Source organism: Streptomyces hebeiensis (assembly GCF_052983195.1).
Genome location: NZ_CM129812.1, coordinates 1,720,743 through 1,740,618, shown reverse-complemented (window position 1 = coordinate 1,740,618; position 19,876 = coordinate 1,720,743). Strand labels below are relative to the sequence as shown.

The window sequence follows — 19,876 nt, the reverse complement described above, 5'->3', positions numbered from 1 at the left end:
GGCGTGGCCCTGCCCGGGGGCGTCCCCGGGCGGAGGCGGCCGCGTTCCCCGCGACCGGCGGGTCGGCCCCGTCAGCCCACCGCCTCGAAGCGCACGACGACGGACTTGCTCGCCGGCGTGTTGCTCGTGTCGGCGGTGGAGCCGAGCGGGACCAGCACATTGGTCTCCGGATAGTAGGCGGCGGCGCAGCCGCGCGCCGTGGGGTAGTGCACCACCCGGAAGCCGGGGGCGCGCCGCTCCACGCCGTCCTTCCACTCGCTGACCAGATCGGTGTACGAGCCGTCGGCCAGGCCCAGTTCGGCCGCGTCCTCGGCGTTCACGAGGACCACGCGGCGCCCGCCCTCGATGCCGCGGTAGCGGTCGTCCAGACCGTAGATCGTGGTGTTGTACTGGTCGTGGGAGCGCAGGGTCTGGAGCAGCAGCCGGCCCGCGGGCAGCGCGGGGTACTCGACGGGCGCGGCGGTGAAGTTGGCCTTGCCGGTGGCCGTGGGGAAGCGGCGTTCGTCGCGGGGGGCGTGCGGCAGCTGGAAGCCGCCGGGGCGGGCGACGCGCGCGTTGAAGTCCTCGAATCCTGGGACGACGCGAGCGATCCGGTCACGGATGCGCGCGTAGTCCTTCTCGAAGTCCTCCCAGGGGGTGGCCGAGCCCGGGCCGAGAGTGGCGCGGGCCATGCGGGCGACGATGGCCGGTTCCGACAGCAGGTGGGGACTCGCGGGCGGGAGGTTGCCCCGGGAGGCGTGCACCATGCCCATGGAGTCCTCGACGGTGACGATCTGCCGGACGCCGGCCTGGACGTCCTTGTCGGTGCGGCCGAGGGTGGGCAGGATCAGCGCCCGGGCGCCCGTGACGGCGTGCGAGCGGTTGAGTTTGGTCGAGACGTGGACGGTGAGGCGGGCGCGGCGCATCGCGGCCTCGGTGACGTCCGTGTCGGGGGTCGCGGCGACGAAGTTGCCGCCCATCGCGAAGAAGACCTTGGCCTTGCCGTCCCGCAGCGCCTCGATGGACCGGACGACGTCGTAACCGTGGTGACGCGGCGAGGTGATGCCGAATTCGCGGTCGAGCGCGTCGAGGAAGGCGGGGGCGGGCCGTTCGAAGATGCCCATGGTGCGGTCGCCCTGGACGTTGGAGTGGCCGCGTACGGGGCAGACGCCGGCGCCGGGGCGACCGATGTTGCCGCGCAGGAGGAGGAAGTTGACGACTTCGCGGATGGTGGGCACGGAGTGCTTGTGCTGGGTCAGGCCCATGGCCCAGCAGACGATGGTGCGCCGGGAGGCCAGGACCATGGCGAGGGTCCGCTCGATCTCGGCGCGCTCCAGGCCGGTGGCGGCCAGCGTCTCGTCCCAGTCGGCGGCGTCGGCGGCGGCGGCGAACTCCTCGTAGCCGTGGGTGTGGTCACGGACGAACGTCTCGTCGACCGCGCCCGGTGTGTTCAGGATCAGCTTGTTCAGCAGGCGGAAGAGGGCCTGGTCGCCGCCGATACGGATCTGGAGGAAGAGGTCGGTGAGGGAGGTGCCCTTGAGCAGGCCCTGCGGGGTCTGCGGGTTCTTGAACCGCTCCAGGCCGGCCTCGGGCAGCGGGTTCACCGAAATGATCTTCGCCCCCGACGCCTTGGCCTTCTCCAGCGCCGACAGCATCCGGGGGTGGTTCGTGCCGGGGTTCTGCCCGGCCACGATGATCAGGTCGGCCTGGTGCAGGTCCTCCAGCGAGACGCTGCCCTTGCCGATGCCGATGGTCTCCGAGAGCGCGGAGCCGGAGGACTCGTGGCACATGTTGGAGCAGTCCGGCAGGTTGTTCGTGCCGAATTCGCGGGCGAAGAGCTGGAGCAGGAACGCCGCCTCGTTGCTCGTGCGGCCCGAGGTGTAGAAGAGAGCCTCGTCGGGGGAGTCGAGCGCGGTCAGCTCCTCGGCGATGATCGCGAAGGCCCGCTCCCAGCTGACCGGCCGGTAGTGGTCGCCCGCCTCGCCCCCGGCGTCGCGCTCCAGGAGCATCGGCTGGGTGATCCGGCCCTGCTGTCCCAGCCAGTAGCCGCTGCGGGTGGCCAGGTCGGGCAGGGAGTGGGCGGCGAAGAACTCGGGGGTGACGCGGCGCACGGTGGCCTCTTCCGCGACGGCCTTCGCGCCGTTCTCGCAGAACTCGGCCGTGTGCCGGTGGTCGCCCTCGGGCCAGGCGCAGCCGGGGCAGTCGAAGCCGTTCTTCTGGTTGACCTTGAGGAGGGTGCGGGCCGTGCGCCGCGCGCCCATCTGCTGCTGGGCGATGCGCAACGAGTGGGCGACGGCGGGGATCCCGGCCGCCGCGTGCTTCGGGGGTGAGACCCGCGGAGCGTCCTGCACCGGGTCACTGGTGGGCGGCTTGCTGGCCATCACGCTCTCCCTCGGGCTGTGCGTGCGCGCGCCGTGCGTCGCGTCGCGTGCGTAACCGACGTATCCGATCCTGTCACGCGTCACCGACAAACGGGCGGGCCGTACCCGGAAGGCGTTCCCGCACCCGGGAGGACGCCGTCCGCTGCGGGGAGGATTCCGTCCGCCGCACCGGGAGGATCCGGTGCGTACGGGGGCCGCCGTGGTCGGGATTGTCGGTGGCGCGTGGCAGGATCGGGTGCGTGGCCGAGACAGCATCGAAGAAGACCGCAGAAAACCGTCCGCGCCTGCTCCTCATGGACGGGCACTCCTTGGCGTACCGGGCGTTCTTCGCGCTGCCCGCGGAGAACTTCACGACGGCGACCGGTCAGCCGACCAACGCCATCTACGGCTTCGCGTCGATGCTGGCGAACACCCTGCGTGACGAGTCGCCCACGCATTTCGCGGTGGCCTTCGACGTCTCCCGGGTGACCTGGCGCTCCGCGGAGTTCCCCGAGTACAAGGCGAACCGCTCGAAGACCCCGGACGAGTTCAAGGGCCAGGTCGAGCTGATCGGTGAGCTGCTGGACGCGATGCACGCGGACCGGTTCGCGGTCGAGGGGTTCGAGGCGGACGACGTGATCGCGACGCTCGCCACCCAGGCCGAGGCCGAGGGCTTCGAGGTGCTGATCGTCACCGGCGACCGGGACTCCTTCCAGCTCATCAGCGAGCACACGACCGTGCTGTACCCGACGAAGGGCGTCTCCGAGCTGACGCGCTTCACCCCGGAGAAGGTGCGGGAGAAGTACGGGCTGTCACCGACCCAGTACCCCGACTTCGCGGCGCTGCGCGGCGACCCGTCGGACAATCTGCCCGGTATCCCCGGTGTCGGTGAGAAGACCGCCGCGAAGTGGATCAACCAGTTCGGCTCGTTCGACGAGCTGGTGGCGCGCGCCGAGGAGGTCAAGGGCAAGGCGGGGCAGAACTTCCGGGACCACCTGGAGTCGGTCCGGCTGAACCGCCGGCTGACCGAGCTCGCGCGGGACGTCGAGCTGCCCAAGAGCGCGCGGGAGCTGGCGCGTCTCCCCTACGACCGGGCGGCCGTGAAGGGCGTCCTGGACGTCCTGGAGATCCGCAATCCGAGCCTGCGCGAGCGGCTGTTCGCCGTGGACCCGGGCGCCGCCGAGGACGAGGCCCCGGCGCCGGCCGCGGGCGTCGAGCTGGACGGCGCGGTGCTGGGCTCCGGTGAGCTGGCGCCCTGGCTGGCCGAGCACGGGACGCGGCCGCTCGGTGTCGGTACGGTCGACGCCTGGGCGCTGGGCACGGGCAGCGTCAGCGAGGTCGCGCTCGCCGCGGCCGACGGGGCGGCGGCCTGGTTCGACACCACGCAGCTGGACGAGGCGGACGAGCGGGCCTTCGCCGCGTGGCTGGCAGACGCCGGCCGGCCCAAGGTCGTGCACAACGCGAAGGGGCTGATGCGGGTCGTCCCGGAACACGGCTGGCGGCTCGACGGCGTGACGATGGACACGGGCCTGGCCGCCTACCTGGTCAAGCCGGGCCGTCGCTCCTTCGACCTGGACGCCCTCGCCATCGAATACCTGGGCCGTGAGCTCGCCCCGCCGGCCGCCGACGGACAGCTCGCCTTCGGCGCCGACGAGCAGGCCGAGGCGGACGCCCTGATGGCACAGGCCCGGGCCGTTCTGGACCTCGGGGACGCGTTCGCGCAGCGGCTGGAGGAGGTCGGTGCCACCGGACTGCTCCAGGACGTGGAGCTGCCCACCTCCGCGCTGCTGGCCCGCCTGGAGCGGCACGGCATCGCCGCCGACCGGCCGCACCTGGAGGCGATGGAGCAGCAGTTCGCGGGCGCCGTGCAACAGGCCGTCAAGGAGGCCCACGGAGCCGTCGGCCGCGAGTTCAACCTGGGCTCGCCCAAGCAGCTCCAGGAAGTCCTCTTCGGCGAGCTGGGCCTGCCGAAGACGAAGAAGACGAAGACCGGCTACACCACGGACGCGGACGCGCTGGCCTGGCTCGCGGGGCAGACCGAGCACGAACTGCCGGTCATCATGCTGCGCCACCGCGAACAGGCGAAGCTGCGGGTCACGGTCGAGGGGCTGATCAAGACGGTCGCCGCCGACGGCCGCATCCACACGACCTTCAACCAGACGGTGGCGGCCACGGGCCGGCTCTCCTCCACCGATCCCAACCTGCAGAACATCCCGGTGCGCACGGACGAGGGCCGGGCCATCCGCCGCGGCTTCGTCGTCGGCGAGGGCTACGAGTCGCTGATGACGGCCGACTACAGCCAGATCGAGCTGCGGGTGATGGCGCACCTCTCCGAGGACGAGGGGCTCATCGACGCCTTCACTTCCGGTGAGGACCTGCACACCACCGTCGCCTCCCAGGTGTTCGGCGTGGGCAAGGACGCCGTCGACCCCGAGATGCGCCGGAAGATCAAGGCGATGTCGTACGGACTGGCCTACGGACTCTCGGCGTTCGGGCTCTCCCAGCAGCTGAACATCGAGGCGGCCGAGGCGCGCGCGCTGATGGACACGTTCTTCGAGCGCTTCGGCGGCGTACGGGACTACCTGCACCGGGCGGTGGCGGAGGCCAGGGCCACGGGCTACACGGAGACGATGCTGGGGCGCCGCCGCTACCTGCCCGACCTGAACAGCGACAACCGGCAGCGCCGCGAGATGGCCGAGCGGATGGCGCTCAACGCGCCCATCCAGGGCACCGCCGCGGACATCGTCAAGGTCGCGATGCTCAGGGTCGACCGCGCGCTGACCGAGGCCGGGCTCACCTCACGGATGCTGCTCCAGGTCCATGACGAAATCGTCCTGGAGATCGCGGCGGGCGAGCGGGAACGCGTCGAGGAACTGCTGCGCCGCGAGATGTCGGCGGCCGCCGACCTGCGCGCGCCGCTCGACGTCTCCATCGGCGTGGGGGACACCTGGGAGTCGGCGGCGCACTGACGGGCCGTACCCGGACCGCCGTATCGAGGCGGCCGTACCGACGACCGCGCCGGGCCGGGGTGTCCGCCGCTACGAGGACGCCCTCGCCCGGAGGGCGGCGCGAGGGGCGCGCGGCATACGGAGGACTGCCCGGTGGCGAAGTGGTGAAAACCCGTCACCGATCGGTGTGCGGCGCCGGGAGTTGACGTAGGGTCGCCTGAGTCTCGCGCGGGGAGCGCGAACAGCCGGCCAGGGGAGGGACCAGACACATGGCAGCTCAATTCGGCCGCCGACTGCGCAGGACCGCCACGACCACGGCGGTGGCCGCGGCCGCCGTCGCGGCGCTCTCCGCCTCCCAGGCCCCCGGCGCCCTCCCCACCGGCGCGGGCGGCGGCACCCAGTCGGCCGACGACACCCCGCCGCCCGACTCGTCCGCCACCGGCAACTCCCCGTACTACACGGAGCTTCCGCCGCTCACCACGCCCGACAAGCCGGGCACCTCGACGGACCTGCCGGCCACCGGGCCGGCGGAAGCGGGCATCCCGGCCACGGTGCTCGCCGCCTACAAGCAGGCGGAGAAGGAACTCGCGAAGTCCAAGCCGGGCTGCAACCTCCCCTGGCAACTCCTCGCCGCCATCGGAAAGGTGGAGTCGGGCCAGGCGCGCGGCGGCCGGGTGGACGCGGGCGGCACCACGATCTCGCCAATTCTCGGCCCGGTGCTCAACGGCAACGGATTCGCGAACATCCCCGACACCGACAACGGGGAGTTCGACGGCGACTCCGCGCACGACCGCGCGGTCGGGCCGATGCAGTTCATCCCGTCCACGTGGGACAAGTGGGGCCAGGACGCGAACGGCGACGGTCGCAGGGATCCCAACAACATCTACGACGCGGCGCTCGCGGCGGCGAACTACCTGTGCGCCGGGAGCCGCGACCTGTCGGTCCAGGCCGACCTCGACCGGGCCATCCTCAGCTACAACCACTCGCGGGAGTACCTGAACACGGTCCTGACCTGGTTCGAGTACTACAAGAAGGGCACGCACGAGGTGCCGGACGGCACGGGCGTGCTGCCCGTGGGCACCGGTCCCGCCGACCCCGGCCCGTCGGCGTCGCCGTCGCCGAGCCCCGGTACCGGCCCGACGCCCGGCGCGGGCTCGACCCCCGGCGCCACGACGCCGGGCGCCTCGCCGAGCCCCGGCAAGCCCGGCGCCCCCGGCACGTCGTCACCCGAGCCGGGCGGCGGGAGCACCGGCCCGTCCACCCCCGGCGGCGGCCCCACGCCGCCTCCGGGCGGCGGTTCCCAGACGCCCACCCCTCCCAGCACACCCGAAAAGCCCGAGACGCCCGAGACGCCCGTCGTCAAGCGCATCGAGAAGGCCGGCAAGGCCGCGCTCACCGCCGTGGCCGGAGGCCGGTTCACCGAGCGCGCCGCCGTGCGTGCCGTGGACGCGGACGGCCGCCCCGTCGCCGGTGTGCCGGTGCGCTTCCAGATCGTGGGTGACACGGACACGCGGTTCACCGGCGGCAAGCTCCAGGTCCTCGTCCCCACCGGCAAGGACGGAGTGGCGACCGCGCTGACCCTCCAAGCGGGCGAGCGGACGGGGAAGTTCACCGTACGGGCCACGGCCGCGGTCAAGGACGTCGCGGTCCTGGACCAGACGGCGACCGTCACCGCCCGCCAGGCCGACGCCCTGACCGCCGGCGGTGACACGGCTCTGACGGCCGCGCCCGGCACGGCGTTCACCGACCGGGTCGAGGCCACGGCCACGTACCGGCAGGCCGCCGCGCCGAAGGTGGCGGCGACCGCGGTGATCACCTCCGAAGACGGTGCCGCCCCGCTGGACAAGGGCCCCTACTTCAAGGGCGCCGACGGCAGTCCGACCCGCGAGCTGACCGGCCTCACGACCGACGAGAACGGTGTCCTGCGGCTTCCGGAGATCTTCGCCGACACCACGACGGGCACGTTCCTGCTGCGCCTGGAGACCGAGGGCGGCGGGACGCTGACCATCGAACTGAAGGTCGTCGGCGAACCGGCCGGCGGTCCGTCCGAGGAGCCGACCGGGGAACCGGCCGCCTGACGGCCCGTCGGGCCAGGGCGGTGTCGGAGAAGCAGCGTCGTCCGGCCGGTCGGCAGCGGGAGACGCCGCGCGCCGGGCGACGCCCGGCGCCGTACCGGGCGGGCCAACGAGCGTGGGCGCCCGCCCGGTACGTGCGGGTACGGCAGGCCGGTGGCGCACGGGACGCCCGCGCCGGCGCCTCAGCGGCGGTTGTTCGTACGGCGGGTCGCCGTGGCCGTGGTCGGATCCTCCGGCCAGGGGTGGCGGGGGTACCGGCCGCGCAGCTCCGCCCGTACGGCCCGGTAGCCCTCCCGCCAGAACGACGCCAGGTCCGCCGTCACCGCCGCCGGGCGACCCGCGGGGGAGAGCAGATGCACCAGCACCGGCACGCCCGCGACCTCCGGCGTCCGGCGCAGTCCGAACAACTCCTGGAGCTTCACGGCCAGCACGGGCTGCGGTCCGCCGTACTCCACCCGGACCCGTGAGCCGCTGGGCACCTCGATGCGTTCCGGCGCCAGTTCGTCCAGGCGGGCCGCCTCCCCGCTCGCCCACGGCAACAGCCGGCGCAGCGCCTGGCCCCCGTCGACCGCGGCCAGATCGGCTCGGCGGCGGGCCGCGGACAGTTCGGGCTCCAGCCACTCGCCCGCGCGCGCCAGCAGCGCCCCGTCCGACACGTCCGGCCAGGGCGCGCCCAGCTCCCTGTGCAGGAAGCCCAGCCGCTCGCGCAGCCCCCGCGCCTCCCGCGACCAGCGCAGCAGGCCGAGCCCCTCACGGCGTAGCCCCTCCAGCAGGGCCGCGCGCACCAGGCGCGGCTCCGGCGCGTTCAGGGGGCGTACGGACAGGTCGACCGCGCCGAGGCGTTCGGCCTCCCGCGCGACGACGTCGCCGTCCTCCCAGCGCACCTCCTCGCCCGTCACCCGCAGCCGTCCGGCGGCCGACCGTGCGGTGTCCTCGTCGATGACGGCCGCGAGCCGGATCCGGGCCGTCGCGGCCGTCGCGGGCCGGTCCGCGACGGCCACCGCCAGCCACGGCGCGCCGCGCAGCCGCGATTCCCCGGCCGGCTCGGCGGCGGTGCCGGAAACCATCAGGTACGCGCCCTCGCCCCGGGCCCGTGCCACTCGCTCGGGGAACGCCAGCGCCACCACCAGCCCGGCGACCGCGTCGTCCGACAGCCCCGCCGCCCCGGCGCCGGCCGCCTCGCCGCCGTGCGCCTCGGTGCCGCGCCTTCCGCCGACGTGCCCCCCGGCGTCGGCCGTGCCGGTGGCGGCCGTCGCCGCGTCGGCCCTCCCGCCGACAGCCGCTCGGCCGCCGGTCGCTCCGCTTTCGGTCGCACCGCCATAGGGCGCTCCGTCCGGCCGCTCGCCCCGCTCCACCCGCGACGACACCGCCGCTGACAGCCGTCGTACCTCCTGCCGCCAGCGTGCCGCGTAGGCGTCCCCGCCCCGTCGCACCGCGCGCCAGACCGCCGCCACGTCGTCCCCGTAGGACCTCGGGGGCTCCTCGCTCAGCAGCGCCACCACCTCCGCCGCCCGGCGCACGCCCACCTGCCGCGCACCGTCGATCAGCGCCCGCGCGAGCCGTGGATGCAGCCCGAGCCCGGCCATCCGCGCCCCCCTGTCCGTGACCCGGCCGCCGTCCGTCGCGCTCTCGGAACTTCCGGCGGGTTCCACCGCGCCGATCGCCGTCAGGACCGAGCGCGCCGCCGCCAGGGCCCCGGCCGGCGGCGGGTCCAGCAGGGCGAGTCCCCGCGCGGCGGGATCGCCCCAGCACGCGGCCTGGAGCGCGAACGCCGTCAGGTCCGCGACCTTGATCTCCGGGGCGGGGAAGGGCACCAGCCGCGTGTCCTCGGCCTCCGACCAGCAGCGGTACACCGTCCCGGGGGCCTCGCGACCGGCACGCCCGGCCCGCTGCCGGGCGCCTGCCCGGGAGACCCGTACGGTCGTGAGCGCGCCGAGCCCCCGCGCGTGGTCGGTACGGGGCTCCCGGGCGAGCCCCGCGTCCACCACGATCCGGACGCCCGGCACCGTCAGGCTCGACTCGGCCACGGACGTGGCCAGGACCACCCGGCGCCGGCCGGGGCCACCGTCCCCGGCCGGCGCGGCACCCGCCAGAACCGCGTCCTGCGTCGCGGCCGGAGCCCGCCCGTGCACCTGGAACACCTCGGCGCCCAGCCCGTCCAACAGGCTCGCCACCCGGCCGATCTCCCCGACACCCGGCAGGAAGCAGAGCACGTCGCCGTCCCGTTCGACGAGCGCCCGCCGGACGACCGAGGCCACGTGGGTCAGCAGCGCAGGATCCACCCGCATGCCGTGCGGCGGCCGTACGGGCAGCGAGGGCGGCGCGTGGATCACCTCCACCGGATGCGTGGCGCCCGCCGCCTCCACCACCGGCGCGCCGTCCAGCAGACGCGACCACCCGGCCACGTCGGTCGTCGCCGAGGCCGCCACGATCCGCAGCTCGGGCCGCAGTGTGGCACGTATGTCCAGCAGGAAGGCGGCGACCGTGTCCGCGTCCAGATGCCGCTCGTGGCACTCGTCCAGGATCACCACGTCGACCCCGGCGAGCTCCTGGTCGCGCTGCAGCCGCTGGAGCAGTACACCGGTGGTCACCACCTCCACCACCGTGTCGCGCCCCACCACCCGCTCCCCGCGCACGGTGAATCCCACGCGCTCCCCGACGCGCTCCCCGAGCAGCCAGGCCATCCGGCGCGCCGCCGCGCGCGCCGCGATGCGCCGCGGCTCGGCCACGACCACGCGGCGTACGGGACCACCGTGCGACAGCCCGCCCGGCGCCGCCCCCGGCCCCGGCGCCCCGACCGGCGTTCCGCTCCCGGGCCCGTCCAGCAGCCCCGCGAGCGCGGGCGGCACGAGCGTCGTCTTGCCCGTTCCCGGCGGCGCGCACAGCACCGCGCAGCCATGGTCGTCGAGGGCCCGGGCGAGCGCGGGCAGGGCGGTGCGCACGGGCAGCCCCCCGAGGGCGTCGGTACGGATCACCCGCTCAGTCCCGTTCGCAGACGAAGATCGCCGTGCCGGGGATCAGGTTTCCCCGCAGCGGGGACCAGCCGCCCCATTCCTGGGTGTTCCAGGACGGCCACTCCGGCTCGACGAGGTCGACCAGCCGGAAGCCGGCCGCCACCACGTCCCGCACCCGGTCGCCGAGCGTCCTGTGGTGTTCCACGTACACGGCGCGTCCTGCCTCGTCCTGCTCGACATAGGGAGTGCGGTCGAAGTAGGAGGCGGCCACCTGGAGGCCTTCGGGGCCAGGCTCGTCCGGGAACGCCCAGCGGACGGGATGCGTCACGGAGAACACCCAGCGACCGCCCGGCCGCAGGACCCGCCGCACCTCGCGGAAGACGGCCACGGGGTCGGCGACGAACGGAATCGCGCCATATGCGGAGCACGCGAGGTCGAACGACCCGTCCCGGAAGGGCAGCGCGCCCGCGTCCGCCTCGACCAGCGGGAACGCCAGGGAGTGGCCCTCGGCTATCCGCAGCGCGTGCTGGAGCTGGCGGTGGGAGAGGTCCAGTGCCACCGGCCGGGCGCCCTGCGCGGCCAGCCAGCGCGAGCACTGTGCCGCGCCCGCCCCGATCTCCAGGACGTCCCGTCCGCGCAGGGAGTCCGGGTCGCCGAGCAGGCCGGCCTCGACTTCGTCGAGGCCCTCCGGTCCCCAGACGAAGCGGTCGTCACCCAGGAAGGTGCCGTGTTCGATCTGGTAGTCGTCCGCGTTCCTGTCCCACCAGCCCCGGTTGGCCCGGCTGCTCTCCGCGTTGCCGCTGGCGCGCCGGGTCGCCTCGGGTTCCGCGTCGGTTTCCGGGCCGGCCTCCGCGCCGAGTGCCGGGGTGTGTGCTGTCGGGGGACGCGAGCCGGGCGCCGTCCGCGCCTCCGCGGGGTCGGCTCCGGGGCCGGTCGCGCCGTCGGTCGGGAGGGCCGCGGACGCGGCGGATTCGTGCTCTTGGATCATTGTTTCCGTCGTCATAGTCTGCTGGCAGGTGGTTGAATCGGGAGCGCCGGTGGCGGCGCGGCAGACCTCTGCCGTGGCCTCATCGAACGCGGGTTGTGCCGGTTATGTGAGGTTCCGCCCCGGGTGTGCGCCTTCGCGCATTGACCGTGCCGGGCTGCCCCCGTATGCTAAAGGTTGCGCTGCGGGCTTGCGCGCCTCAGACGTAGCAGCCGCGCTCGCATCTGTATGTAAGACCCCTCGGTTGTCGAGGCGCCACTCCCCACCACGTTGGGCCGGTGCTTCCTAGGCTGTCCGGTTTCTGCAGAGGCGATACGGGCTCACGGCGTAGCAGTACCTACGACTCAATGTCCGTAACCGGAGCCCTTTCCCACATGACGAGCAGCACCGAGACCACCGCCACCACCCCGCAGGTTGCGGTCAACGACATCGGTAACGAGGAAGCCTTCCTCGCCGCGATCGACGAGACGATCAAGTACTTCAACGACGGCGACATCGTCGACGGCGTCATCGTGAAGGTCGACCGGGACGAGGTCCTGCTCGACATCGGTTACAAGACCGAAGGCGTCATCCCTTCCCGCGAGCTGTCGATCAAGCACGACGTCGACCCCAACGAGGTCGTCGCCGTGGGCGATGAGATCGAGGCCCTTGTCCTCCAGAAGGAGGACAAGGAAGGCCGTCTCATCCTCTCTAAGAAGCGCGCCCAGTACGAGCGCGCCTGGGGCACGATCGAGAAGATCAAGGAAGAGGACGGGATCGTCACCGGTACGGTCATCGAGGTCGTCAAGGGTGGTCTCATCCTCGACATCGGCCTCCGTGGCTTCCTGCCGGCCTCGCTGGTCGAGATGCGTCGTGTCCGCGACCTCCAGCCCTACGTGGGCAAGGAGCTCGAGGCCAAGATCATCGAGCTGGACAAGAACCGCAACAACGTGGTCCTGTCCCGCCGTGCCTGGCTGGAGCAGACCCAGTCCGAGGTCCGCCAGACCTTCCTCACGACCCTCCAGAAGGGTCAGGTCCGGTCCGGTGTCGTCTCCTCGATCGTCAACTTCGGTGCGTTCGTGGACCTCGGCGGCGTCGACGGTCTGGTGCACGTCTCGGAGCTGTCCTGGAAGCACATCGACCACCCCTCCGAGGTCGTCGAGGTCGGCCAGGAGGTCACGGTCGAGGTCCTGGACGTCGACATGGACCGCGAGCGTGTCTCCCTGTCACTCAAGGCGACGCAGGAAGACCCGTGGCAGCAGTTCGCCCGCACGCACCAGATCGGTCAGGTCGTCCCGGGCAAGGTCACCAAGCTCGTTCCGTTCGGTGCGTTCGTCCGCGTCGACGAGGGCATCGAGGGCCTGGTCCACATCTCCGAGCTGGCCGAGCGCCACGTGGAGATCCCGGAGCAGGTCGTCCAGGTCAACGACGAGATCTTCGTCAAGGTCATCGACATCGACCTGGAGCGCCGCCGCATCAGCCTCTCGCTGAAGCAGGCCAACGAGTCCTTCGGCAGCGACCCGGCCTCGGTCGAGTTCGACCCGACGCTCTACGGCATGGCCGCGTCCTACGACGACCAGGGCAACTACATCTACCCCGAGGGCTTCGACCCCGAGACCAACGACTGGCTGCCGGGCTACGAGAGCCAGCGCGAGGCGTGGGAGGGCCAGTACGCGGAGGCGCAGCAGCGCTTCGAGCAGCACCAGGCCCAGGTCATCAAGTCCCGCGAGGCCGACGAGGCCGCCGCTGCCGAGGGTGCGGGCGCGCCCGCCGGCGGTGGCAGCGCTCCGGCCGCCTCGGGTGGTTCGTACTCCTCGGAGTCGGCGGACAACTCCGGCGCCCTGGCGTCGGACGAGGCGCTCGCCGCGCTGCGTGAGAAGCTGGCCGGCGGCCAGAGCTGACGCTCAGGCCCCGGGAGCTCCCCGGATCCCCTGGGATCCGACGGAGCTGATGGCCCTCAAGGCAAGGCCCGTTCCCCTCGGGGGAGCGGGCCTTACCCATGGGATTGCCCGTGGGACCTGTGAGGCCCACTCCCCGCGACACGCGTCTTTACACGGTGCGTGGGGAATGCTTGCGCCTCGTGGTGCGTTCTCCAGAGGAACATCGAGGAGGAGCGGTAACCGTGCTTGATCCGCAGGGTTTGTACGAATGGGAGCCCAAGGGCCTCGCCGTTGTCGACATGGCTCTGGCGCAGGAGTCGGCGGGCCTGGTCATGCTGTACCACTTCGACGGCTACATCGACGCGGGCGAGACCGGCGATCAGATCGTCGAGAACCTGCTGGAGTCGCTGCCCCATCAGGTGGTGGCCCGTTTCGACCACGACAGACTGGTGGACTACCGCGCCCGCCGCCCACTGTTGACGTTCCGGCGTGACCGCTGGGCCGGGTACGAGACGCCGACGCTCGACGTACGGCTCGTACAGGACGCCACGGGCGCGCCGTTCCTGCTGCTGTCGGGGCCCGAGCCGGACGTGGAGTGGGAGCGCTTCGCGCTCGCCGTCCGGCAGATCGTGGAGCGTCTGGGAGTGCGTCTTTCGGTCAATTTCCACGGCATTCCGATGGGGGTCCCGCACACCCGCCCGGTCGGCGTCACCCCGCACGGCAACCGCACCGACCTGATGCCGGGCCACCGCAGCCCCTTCGACGAGGCGCAGGTTCCGGGCAGCGCCGAGTCGCTCGTGGAGTACCGGCTGATGGAGTCGGACCACGACGTCCTCGGCGTCGCGGCGCACGTTCCGCACTACGTCGCCCGGTCCGCCTACCCCGACGCGGCGCTGACGGCCCTGGAGGCGATCACCGCCGCGACGGGCCTGGTGCTGCCGACCGTCGCGCACGCCCTGCGCACCCAGGCGCAGCGCACCCAGACCGAGATCGAGCGGCAACTGGGCGAGGGCGACGAGGAGCTGGTGTCGATGGTGCAGGGGCTCGAGCATCAGTACGACGCCGTCGCGGGTGCGGAGACGCGGGGCAACCTGGTCGCGGAGCCGACGGAGCTGCCGTCGGCCGATGAGATCGGCCGTGAATTCGAGCGGTTCCTGGCGGAGCGGGAAGGCGAGGGCGGCGCCTGAGGCGCATGGCGGCGGACCTTAGGCTGAGCGCATGCTGAGGTTGGGACTGACCGGCGGAATCGGAGCGGGCAAGAGCGAGGTCTCGCGACTGCTGGCCGGTTATGGTGCGGTGTTGATCGATTCCGACCGTATCGCGCGCGAGGTGGTGGAGCCCGGTACGCCGGGACTGGAAGCCGTGGTGGCCGAGTTCGGCACCGATGTCCTCACCCCGGACGGCCGCCTCGACCGGCCCAGGCTGGGCGGCATCGTCTTCGGGGACCAGGACCGGCTGCACGCGCTGAACGCGATCGTGCACCCCCTGGTCCGGGCGCGCTCGGCCGAACTGGAGGCGGCGGCGGGACCCGACGCCGTCGTGGTGCACGATGTGCCCCTGCTGGTGGAGAACGGCATGGCGGGGCTGTACGACCTGGTGGTGGTCGTGGACGCGACGCCCGCGACCCAGCTGGACCGGCTTGTGACGCTGCGCGGCATGGACGAGTCCGAGGCGCGCAAGCGGCTGGCGGCCCAGGCCACCCGCGAGGAGCGGCGCGCCGTCGCGGATGTCGTCATCGACAACGACGGCCCGCTGGAGCGGCTGGAACCGCAGGTCAGGGCCGTCTGGCGGGAGGCATCGGCACGCGTGGCGGCCGACCGCCACGCCGAGCGCGGCTGACCACCGGTCCACCGGCCCCGCCGGGCCGTCGGCTGTCGTACGTGTGGAACAGCACTGCCGTACGGTGCGTTGAACGCGCGGACCGAGGGAAGGATGCGACCGTGCCCGAGAGCCCGGAGACCCACGTCATCGACTATCGCGCGGCGGAGCAGTTGCTGGCCGCGCGGGATCCGCGCGGGGCCGTGAAACTGCTCGACTCGGTGATCGCGGCCCACCCGGAGAACACGGCTGCCCGCCTGCTGCGCGCTCGCGCGTTCTTCGCGTCGGCGCAACTGAGACCCGCCGAGCTGGAGTTCGAGCTGGTGCTGGAGCGCGAGCCGGACAACGCGTTCGCGCATTTCGCCCTCGCCCGTACTTTCGAGCGTTCCGGCCGCCCGGAGCAGGCCCAGCGGCATTTCCGCCTGGCGGCCGCCCTCGATCCCAAACCCGAGTATCTGAAGGCGGCGCGCTTCGACTCGGACGCGAACGGCGAAGGATGACGGCGGGCGCGCGGGTTCGGTAGGGACATCCGACGGGTCTACGCGCGCCGGCCCGGCCGTCGCCCCGCGCGTCCGCCACGATCCGCGCGCTCGCCGTGGTCCGGATCCGACGCCCGGCCCAGGTCGTGCCCGCCGTCCGGGCCCGGTCCAATGTGCCCGCCGGGGCGGGGGCCGTCGCCCTCGTCGGGCTCGTACGGCGGAATGTCGCGTCCCGGCTGGTAGTGCGGCCCCTGGCGGATGTGGCGCACCACCATGACCATGTCCGTGGCCACGATCAGGAAGAGCACCCCGCAGGCGACAGCCCAGCCCGTCCGGCCGACGAAGGAGAAGGCGGCCGTACCGAGCCCGGTCCAGATCAGGCCCCATACGCTCAGCCAGAACCGCATACGCAGCGGACTGCGCGCGGTGACCGGCTCACTTCCGGTGCGCATGGCTCTCACACCTCCCACTGGTGGGTGTACCCGCGAGCGCGGTCGCTGACCCGGCCGCGCGGTCCCCGCTCTCCGGCGTCGGGCTCGGGACGGGTCCCGGCCCGAGCCCGAGGGTCAGGCGAATGGGGCCGATGCGGTTGACTGTCCGCTCTGCGCGCCGGAACGTGGCTGCTACACCCGGACATGACGGCATGACGCTCGCCGTGAGCGGTGGAAAGGGCTGGTCGGCGATGGCGGACAGGCAGGCGGAACGCATCGCGGAGCTCATCCGCCCGCTGCGGGTGGAGCCCGGTTCGAAGGTAGTGATCGACAAGGACTTCGATCCGCGCTACGTCGCCGGTCTGAAGAAGAGCGCGGGTGTCGAACTGCTGCGCACGGGTGTGTCGCTGCTGGCCGACTACCAGTCCCGGCTCGCCGCCCAGGGCACCCACGGGGTGCTGTTCTGCGTTCAGGCGCTGGACGCGGGTGGCAAGGACGGCACGATCCGGCATGTCATGAGCGGGGTGAATCCGCAGGGTGTGCGGGTCAGCAGCTTCAAGGTGCCCTCCGTCGAGGAACTGGACCACGACTACCTGTGGCGCTACGCCCGCGGGCTTCCCGCGCGCGGCGAGATCGCCATCTTCAACCGGTCGCACTACGAGGAGGTCCTGGTCGTCCGGGTCCACCCGGAGGTCCTCGCCCGACAGAAGCTGCCGGGCCGGCCGCGCGGGACGAAACTCTGGGCCCGCCGCTACCGCGAGATCAACCATTGGGAGCGATACCTCACCCACAACGGGTTCAAGGTCGTGAAGATCTTGCTGAACATCTCCAAGGAGGAGCAGCGCGCCCGGTTCCTCAAGCGGATCGACCGGCCGGAGAGGAACTGGAAGTTCTCCGCGGCCGACATCCGGGAGCGACGGCGGTGGGACGACTACCAGCAGGCCTTCTCCGAGATGCTGTCGGCCACGAGTACCGACTGGGCGCCCTGGTACGTCGTGCCGGCGGACCGGAAGTGGTTCGCGCGGATCTGCGCGGCGGCGGTGCTGGTCGACGCCCTGTCGGACATCGACCCCCAGTACCCGACGGTGGACGAGCAAGCCGCCCGCGACCTCCTCACCGCCAGGCGTGAACTGGAGGCGGAGGCAACCGAACCCGCTCCGCCCGCCCCGCACACCGCCGCTCGGCGGCCGAAGACGTAGCGGCAGCACGGCCTGCCCGGGGCCCGCGCGGGACCGGGCCGTCCGCGCCGGCCCGCCTCCCCGCCCGGTCCGGGGGCTTGCCTGCTCCTGTCGCGCCGGTCCGTGGGAACCGGGGCCCGGAGCCGCGCGTTGCGGAGGCATGAGCCGACTCATGCGCGAGGGACACCAGGGCACCGGACCCGGTGCCATCACCCCGGACGGCTGTGCCGTCGACCTCTACTCCCGGCTGTCCGTCGGCCGCGAGCCGGATGTCGTCGAGGCGGCCGTGCCCGCCGGGGCGTCCCTGCTCGAACTGGGCAGCGGGGCGGGCCGGGTGACTCACCCGTTGATCGAACGGGGCTTCCGGGTGACGGCCGTGGACGAGTCGGCGGAGATGCTGGAGCGCGTGAGGGGCGCCGTCCGTACGGTCCGGAGCCCTATCGAATCACTGTCCCTGGGGGAGACGTTCGACGTCGTCATGCTCGCCTCCTTCCTGGTGCACGTCGGCGACACATCGGTGCGTGACGGTCTGTTGCGCGCCTGCCGTGAGCATGTCTCCGACGACGGGTGCGTGCTGATCCAGCGCGAGGGCCTGGACTGGCACAGCGATGTGCCCAGGGAGCGGGTGGACGAGGGGGCCGGCTGCACGATCCGGATCGTCTCCGCCGAGCCTGTGGGTGACGGGGTGGACTCCCTGCTGTGCGAGTACGTCTTCCCGGACGCGCGCTGGACCCAGACGTTCCTGTCCCGGCCGCTGAGCGAGGAGGAGTTCGAGGGCTGTCTCGGCGAGGCGGGCCTGGTGGTCGACACGTATCTCACCGACGACGGGACATGGGTACGGGCGCTGCCCAGGTAGCCGCGCGGGGACGGGGCCGCCGGCCGTCCGGTCCGCTCCCGCCGTGACCGGACCGCGGGGGTGGAGGGAGCTTTTCCTCAGTGCACGATGGTGTAGCTGCGCCACGGCCCCGATCCGGGCGCGATCGTGTCGGACTGCATGGTGGCGATGTACGCGTTCTGCTCGCCGGTGCAGTCTGGCGTCAGGTACATGATCATGTCGAGCAGGGTGCGGTTCGCGACCGTGTGGGCTCCGGTGGACCCGATGCTGTGGCAGCCCGTGACCAGCGGATTGGACACCGTGACCCGGTTGCGCTGCTCCGTCTCGTAGGTGACGGTGCCCACCGCGGTCCGGCCGAGCCCCGAGCAGCCGGCGATGGTGAGGACGAGGCAGGCCGTCGCGACGACGAGGCGGAGCCGCTGATGGCCGGCCCGGGACCGGTGCTCGGCCCGGGGCGAACGACCGGCCCCCGACGGGTGATCGGTCACGGGCATGGGCGGTCCTCCGTCTGTACGCGGTGTACGCGGGCCGGTGGTACGGGGGCCGGCCGGGCGGCGCGGAGGGCGTCGGCGGCGCGGTCCGGGGCGGCCGGTGATGTCACACTGCCGGATCGGCCGCACGGCGGCACCAGATGCGCGGCCGGCCGGGGGTAACGAGCGCCGATGAACCCCCGCGGGCGGCGCCCCGCGGACCCGGGGGCCGGCCCCGGTACCGACCTCGCCGTCGCCCCCGTCGCCCCCCGTCGCCCGCCGTCGCCCCCCCGTCGCCCGCCGTGCCGGCGGCGCCGTACGACCGCGTTCCGTTTCTCGACCAGCGGGTCAAACAGGGCATACCGTAGTGAATAGCACCACCTCGGTCCGGCGTCAGGGGGCCCATCATGGTCGAGGAACTGATCGTGGCCGTCATCGCGGCCGTGTGCGCGTGCGGGGTCTACGCCATGGCGGCGGCCCGGGTCGTCAAGCAGTACGAGCGAGGCGTGGTCCTGCGTCTCGGGCGCCTGCGCAGGGACATCCGAGGCCCCGGGTTCACGATGATCGTTCCGTTCGTGGACCGGTTGCACAAGGTCAATATGCAGATCGTGACGATGCCGGTGCCCGCCCAGGACGGCATCACCCGGGACAACGTCACCGTGCGCGTGGACGCCGTGATCTATTTCAAGGTCGTGGACGCCGCGGACGCGGTGATCCGGGTGGAGGACTACCGGTTCGCGGTCTCCCAGATGGCACAGACGTCGCTGCGTTCGATCATCGGAAAGAGTGATCTCGACGATCTGCTGTCGAACCGGGAGAAGCTGAACCAGGGCCTGGAGCTGATGATCGACAGTCCGTCGATCGGCTGGGGTGTGCAGATCGACCGGGTCGAGATCAAGGACGTGTCGCTGCCGGAGACGATGAAGCGGTCGATGGCGCGACAGGCGGAGGCCGACCGGGAGCGCCGCGCGCGGGTGATCAACGCGGACGCCGAGCTCCAAGCGTCGAAGAAGCTCGCGGAGGCGGCGGCACAGATGGCCGACCAGCCGGCCGCGCTCCAGCTGCGGCTGCTCCAGACCGTGGTCGCCGTGGCGGCGGAGAAGAACTCCACGCTCGTCCTGCCCTTCCCCGTCGAACTGCTCCGGTTCCTCGAACGTGCCACTCCGGCCGAGGCCGCCGAGGCGGCACGGAACGTGTCGGCGGCCGTGGAGTCCGGCGCGGCGGTCGAGAAGCCGGCGGACCGTTCGGAAGCGGTGGGAGCGGGCACCGACGGAGGCCCCTCGGAGCCGCCGGACGGAGCCGGCCCGCCGCAGACCGCCGGGCCGTTGGGCGACGCGGCCGGGCTGCCCGACGTGCTGGGCGTCCCGACGACTCCGGGCACCTCGACCGCTCCGGGTACCCCGACGGCTCCAGGTCCTTCGCACGCTTCGGAGGAGGAGACGCCGGCGGGGCAGACGCCGCTCACGACCCCGTGACGGCGCCACGGGAGGCATCTGGCCTCCGCC

14 protein-coding genes are annotated in these 19,876 nt (G+C 72.6%); 9 read left to right on the top strand and 5 right to left on the bottom strand.

The window, feature by feature from the left end:
• Positions 1 to 71 precede the first annotated feature (71 nt).
• Positions 72 to 2,360 carry an FdhF/YdeP family oxidoreductase gene (locus ACU6P3_RS07480; protein ID WP_447196436.1) on the bottom strand — a complete coding sequence of 763 codons (2,289 nt, stop codon included), beginning with the start codon at positions 2,358 to 2,360 and terminating at the stop codon, positions 72 to 74.
• Between the two features lie 239 nt (positions 2,361 to 2,599).
• On the opposite strand from ACU6P3_RS07480, the gene polA reads away from it, so the two are divergent.
• The gene (gene polA / locus ACU6P3_RS07475) at positions 2,600 to 5,308 is read left to right on the top strand and encodes a DNA polymerase I (RefSeq protein ID WP_447196435.1); all 2,709 of its coding nucleotides are present in this window, start codon (positions 2,600 to 2,602) and stop codon (positions 5,306 to 5,308) included.
• Positions 5,309 to 5,556: 248 nt separating this feature from the next.
• Complete coding sequence (locus ACU6P3_RS07470) at positions 5,557 to 7,365, top strand: lytic transglycosylase domain-containing protein (RefSeq protein WP_447196434.1); 1,809 nt, start codon at positions 5,557 to 5,559, stop codon at positions 7,363 to 7,365.
• 179 nt (positions 7,366 to 7,544) lie between these two features.
• Here the strand turns inward: ACU6P3_RS07470 and ACU6P3_RS07465 are convergent, their stop codons facing one another.
• Complete coding sequence (locus ACU6P3_RS07465) at positions 7,545 to 10,337, bottom strand: ATP-dependent RNA helicase (protein WP_447196433.1); 2,793 nt, start codon at positions 10,335 to 10,337, stop codon at positions 7,545 to 7,547.
• A gap of 4 nt (positions 10,338 to 10,341) precedes the next feature.
• Entirely contained in the window at positions 10,342 to 11,304 is a 963-nt protein-coding gene (locus ACU6P3_RS07460; RefSeq protein WP_447196432.1) for a class I SAM-dependent methyltransferase, read from the bottom strand.
• 371 nt (positions 11,305 to 11,675) lie between these two features.
• Between ACU6P3_RS07460 and rpsA the strand changes: the two genes are divergently transcribed.
• From rpsA to ACU6P3_RS07440, 4 genes are all read left to right on the top strand, one after another.
• Positions 11,676 to 13,181, top strand: a complete 1,506-nt coding sequence (rpsA, locus tag ACU6P3_RS07455) for a 30S ribosomal protein S1 (protein ID WP_030745545.1) — start codon at positions 11,676 to 11,678, stop codon at positions 13,179 to 13,181.
• A gap of 221 nt (positions 13,182 to 13,402) precedes the next feature.
• Positions 13,403 to 14,347, top strand: a complete 945-nt coding sequence (locus ACU6P3_RS07450) for a PAC2 family protein (RefSeq protein ID WP_447196431.1) — start codon at positions 13,403 to 13,405, stop codon at positions 14,345 to 14,347.
• A gap of 31 nt (positions 14,348 to 14,378) precedes the next feature.
• Positions 14,379 to 14,999 carry a dephospho-CoA kinase gene (gene coaE, locus ACU6P3_RS07445; protein WP_447196430.1) on the top strand — a complete coding sequence of 207 codons (621 nt, stop codon included), beginning with the start codon at positions 14,379 to 14,381 and terminating at the stop codon, positions 14,997 to 14,999.
• Between the two features lie 101 nt (positions 15,000 to 15,100).
• Positions 15,101 to 15,478, top strand: coding sequence for a tetratricopeptide repeat protein (locus ACU6P3_RS07440; RefSeq protein ID WP_030753018.1), 378 nt, complete (start codon positions 15,101 to 15,103; stop codon positions 15,476 to 15,478).
• 38 nt (positions 15,479 to 15,516) lie between these two features.
• Here ACU6P3_RS07440 and ACU6P3_RS07435 read toward each other — a convergent pair whose 3' ends face one another.
• Entirely contained in the window at positions 15,517 to 15,909 is a 393-nt protein-coding gene (locus ACU6P3_RS07435) for a DUF6343 family protein (RefSeq protein ID WP_447196429.1), read from the bottom strand.
• Positions 15,910 to 16,139: 230 nt separating this feature from the next.
• Here ACU6P3_RS07435 and ACU6P3_RS07430 point away from each other — a divergent pair, with 230 nt between their 5' ends.
• Positions 16,140 to 17,087 carry a polyphosphate kinase 2 family protein gene (locus ACU6P3_RS07430; protein ID WP_447197797.1) on the top strand — a complete coding sequence of 316 codons (948 nt, stop codon included), beginning with the start codon at positions 16,140 to 16,142 and terminating at the stop codon, positions 17,085 to 17,087.
• Between the two features lie 139 nt (positions 17,088 to 17,226).
• On the top strand, positions 17,227 to 17,922 hold the full coding sequence (locus ACU6P3_RS07425; protein ID WP_447196428.1) for a class I SAM-dependent methyltransferase: 696 nt from the start codon (positions 17,227 to 17,229) through the stop codon (positions 17,920 to 17,922).
• 77 nt (positions 17,923 to 17,999) lie between these two features.
• Here the strand turns inward: ACU6P3_RS07425 and ACU6P3_RS07420 are convergent, their stop codons facing one another.
• Positions 18,000 to 18,395, bottom strand: coding sequence for a hypothetical protein (locus ACU6P3_RS07420; RefSeq protein WP_447196427.1), 396 nt, complete (start codon positions 18,393 to 18,395; stop codon positions 18,000 to 18,002).
• Between the two features lie 383 nt (positions 18,396 to 18,778).
• On the opposite strand from ACU6P3_RS07420, the gene ACU6P3_RS07415 reads away from it, so the two are divergent.
• A complete protein-coding gene (locus tag ACU6P3_RS07415) occupies positions 18,779 to 19,846 on the top strand; it encodes a slipin family protein (RefSeq protein ID WP_447196426.1) in 1,068 nt (355 codons plus the stop codon).
• Positions 19,847 to 19,876 lie beyond the last annotated feature (30 nt).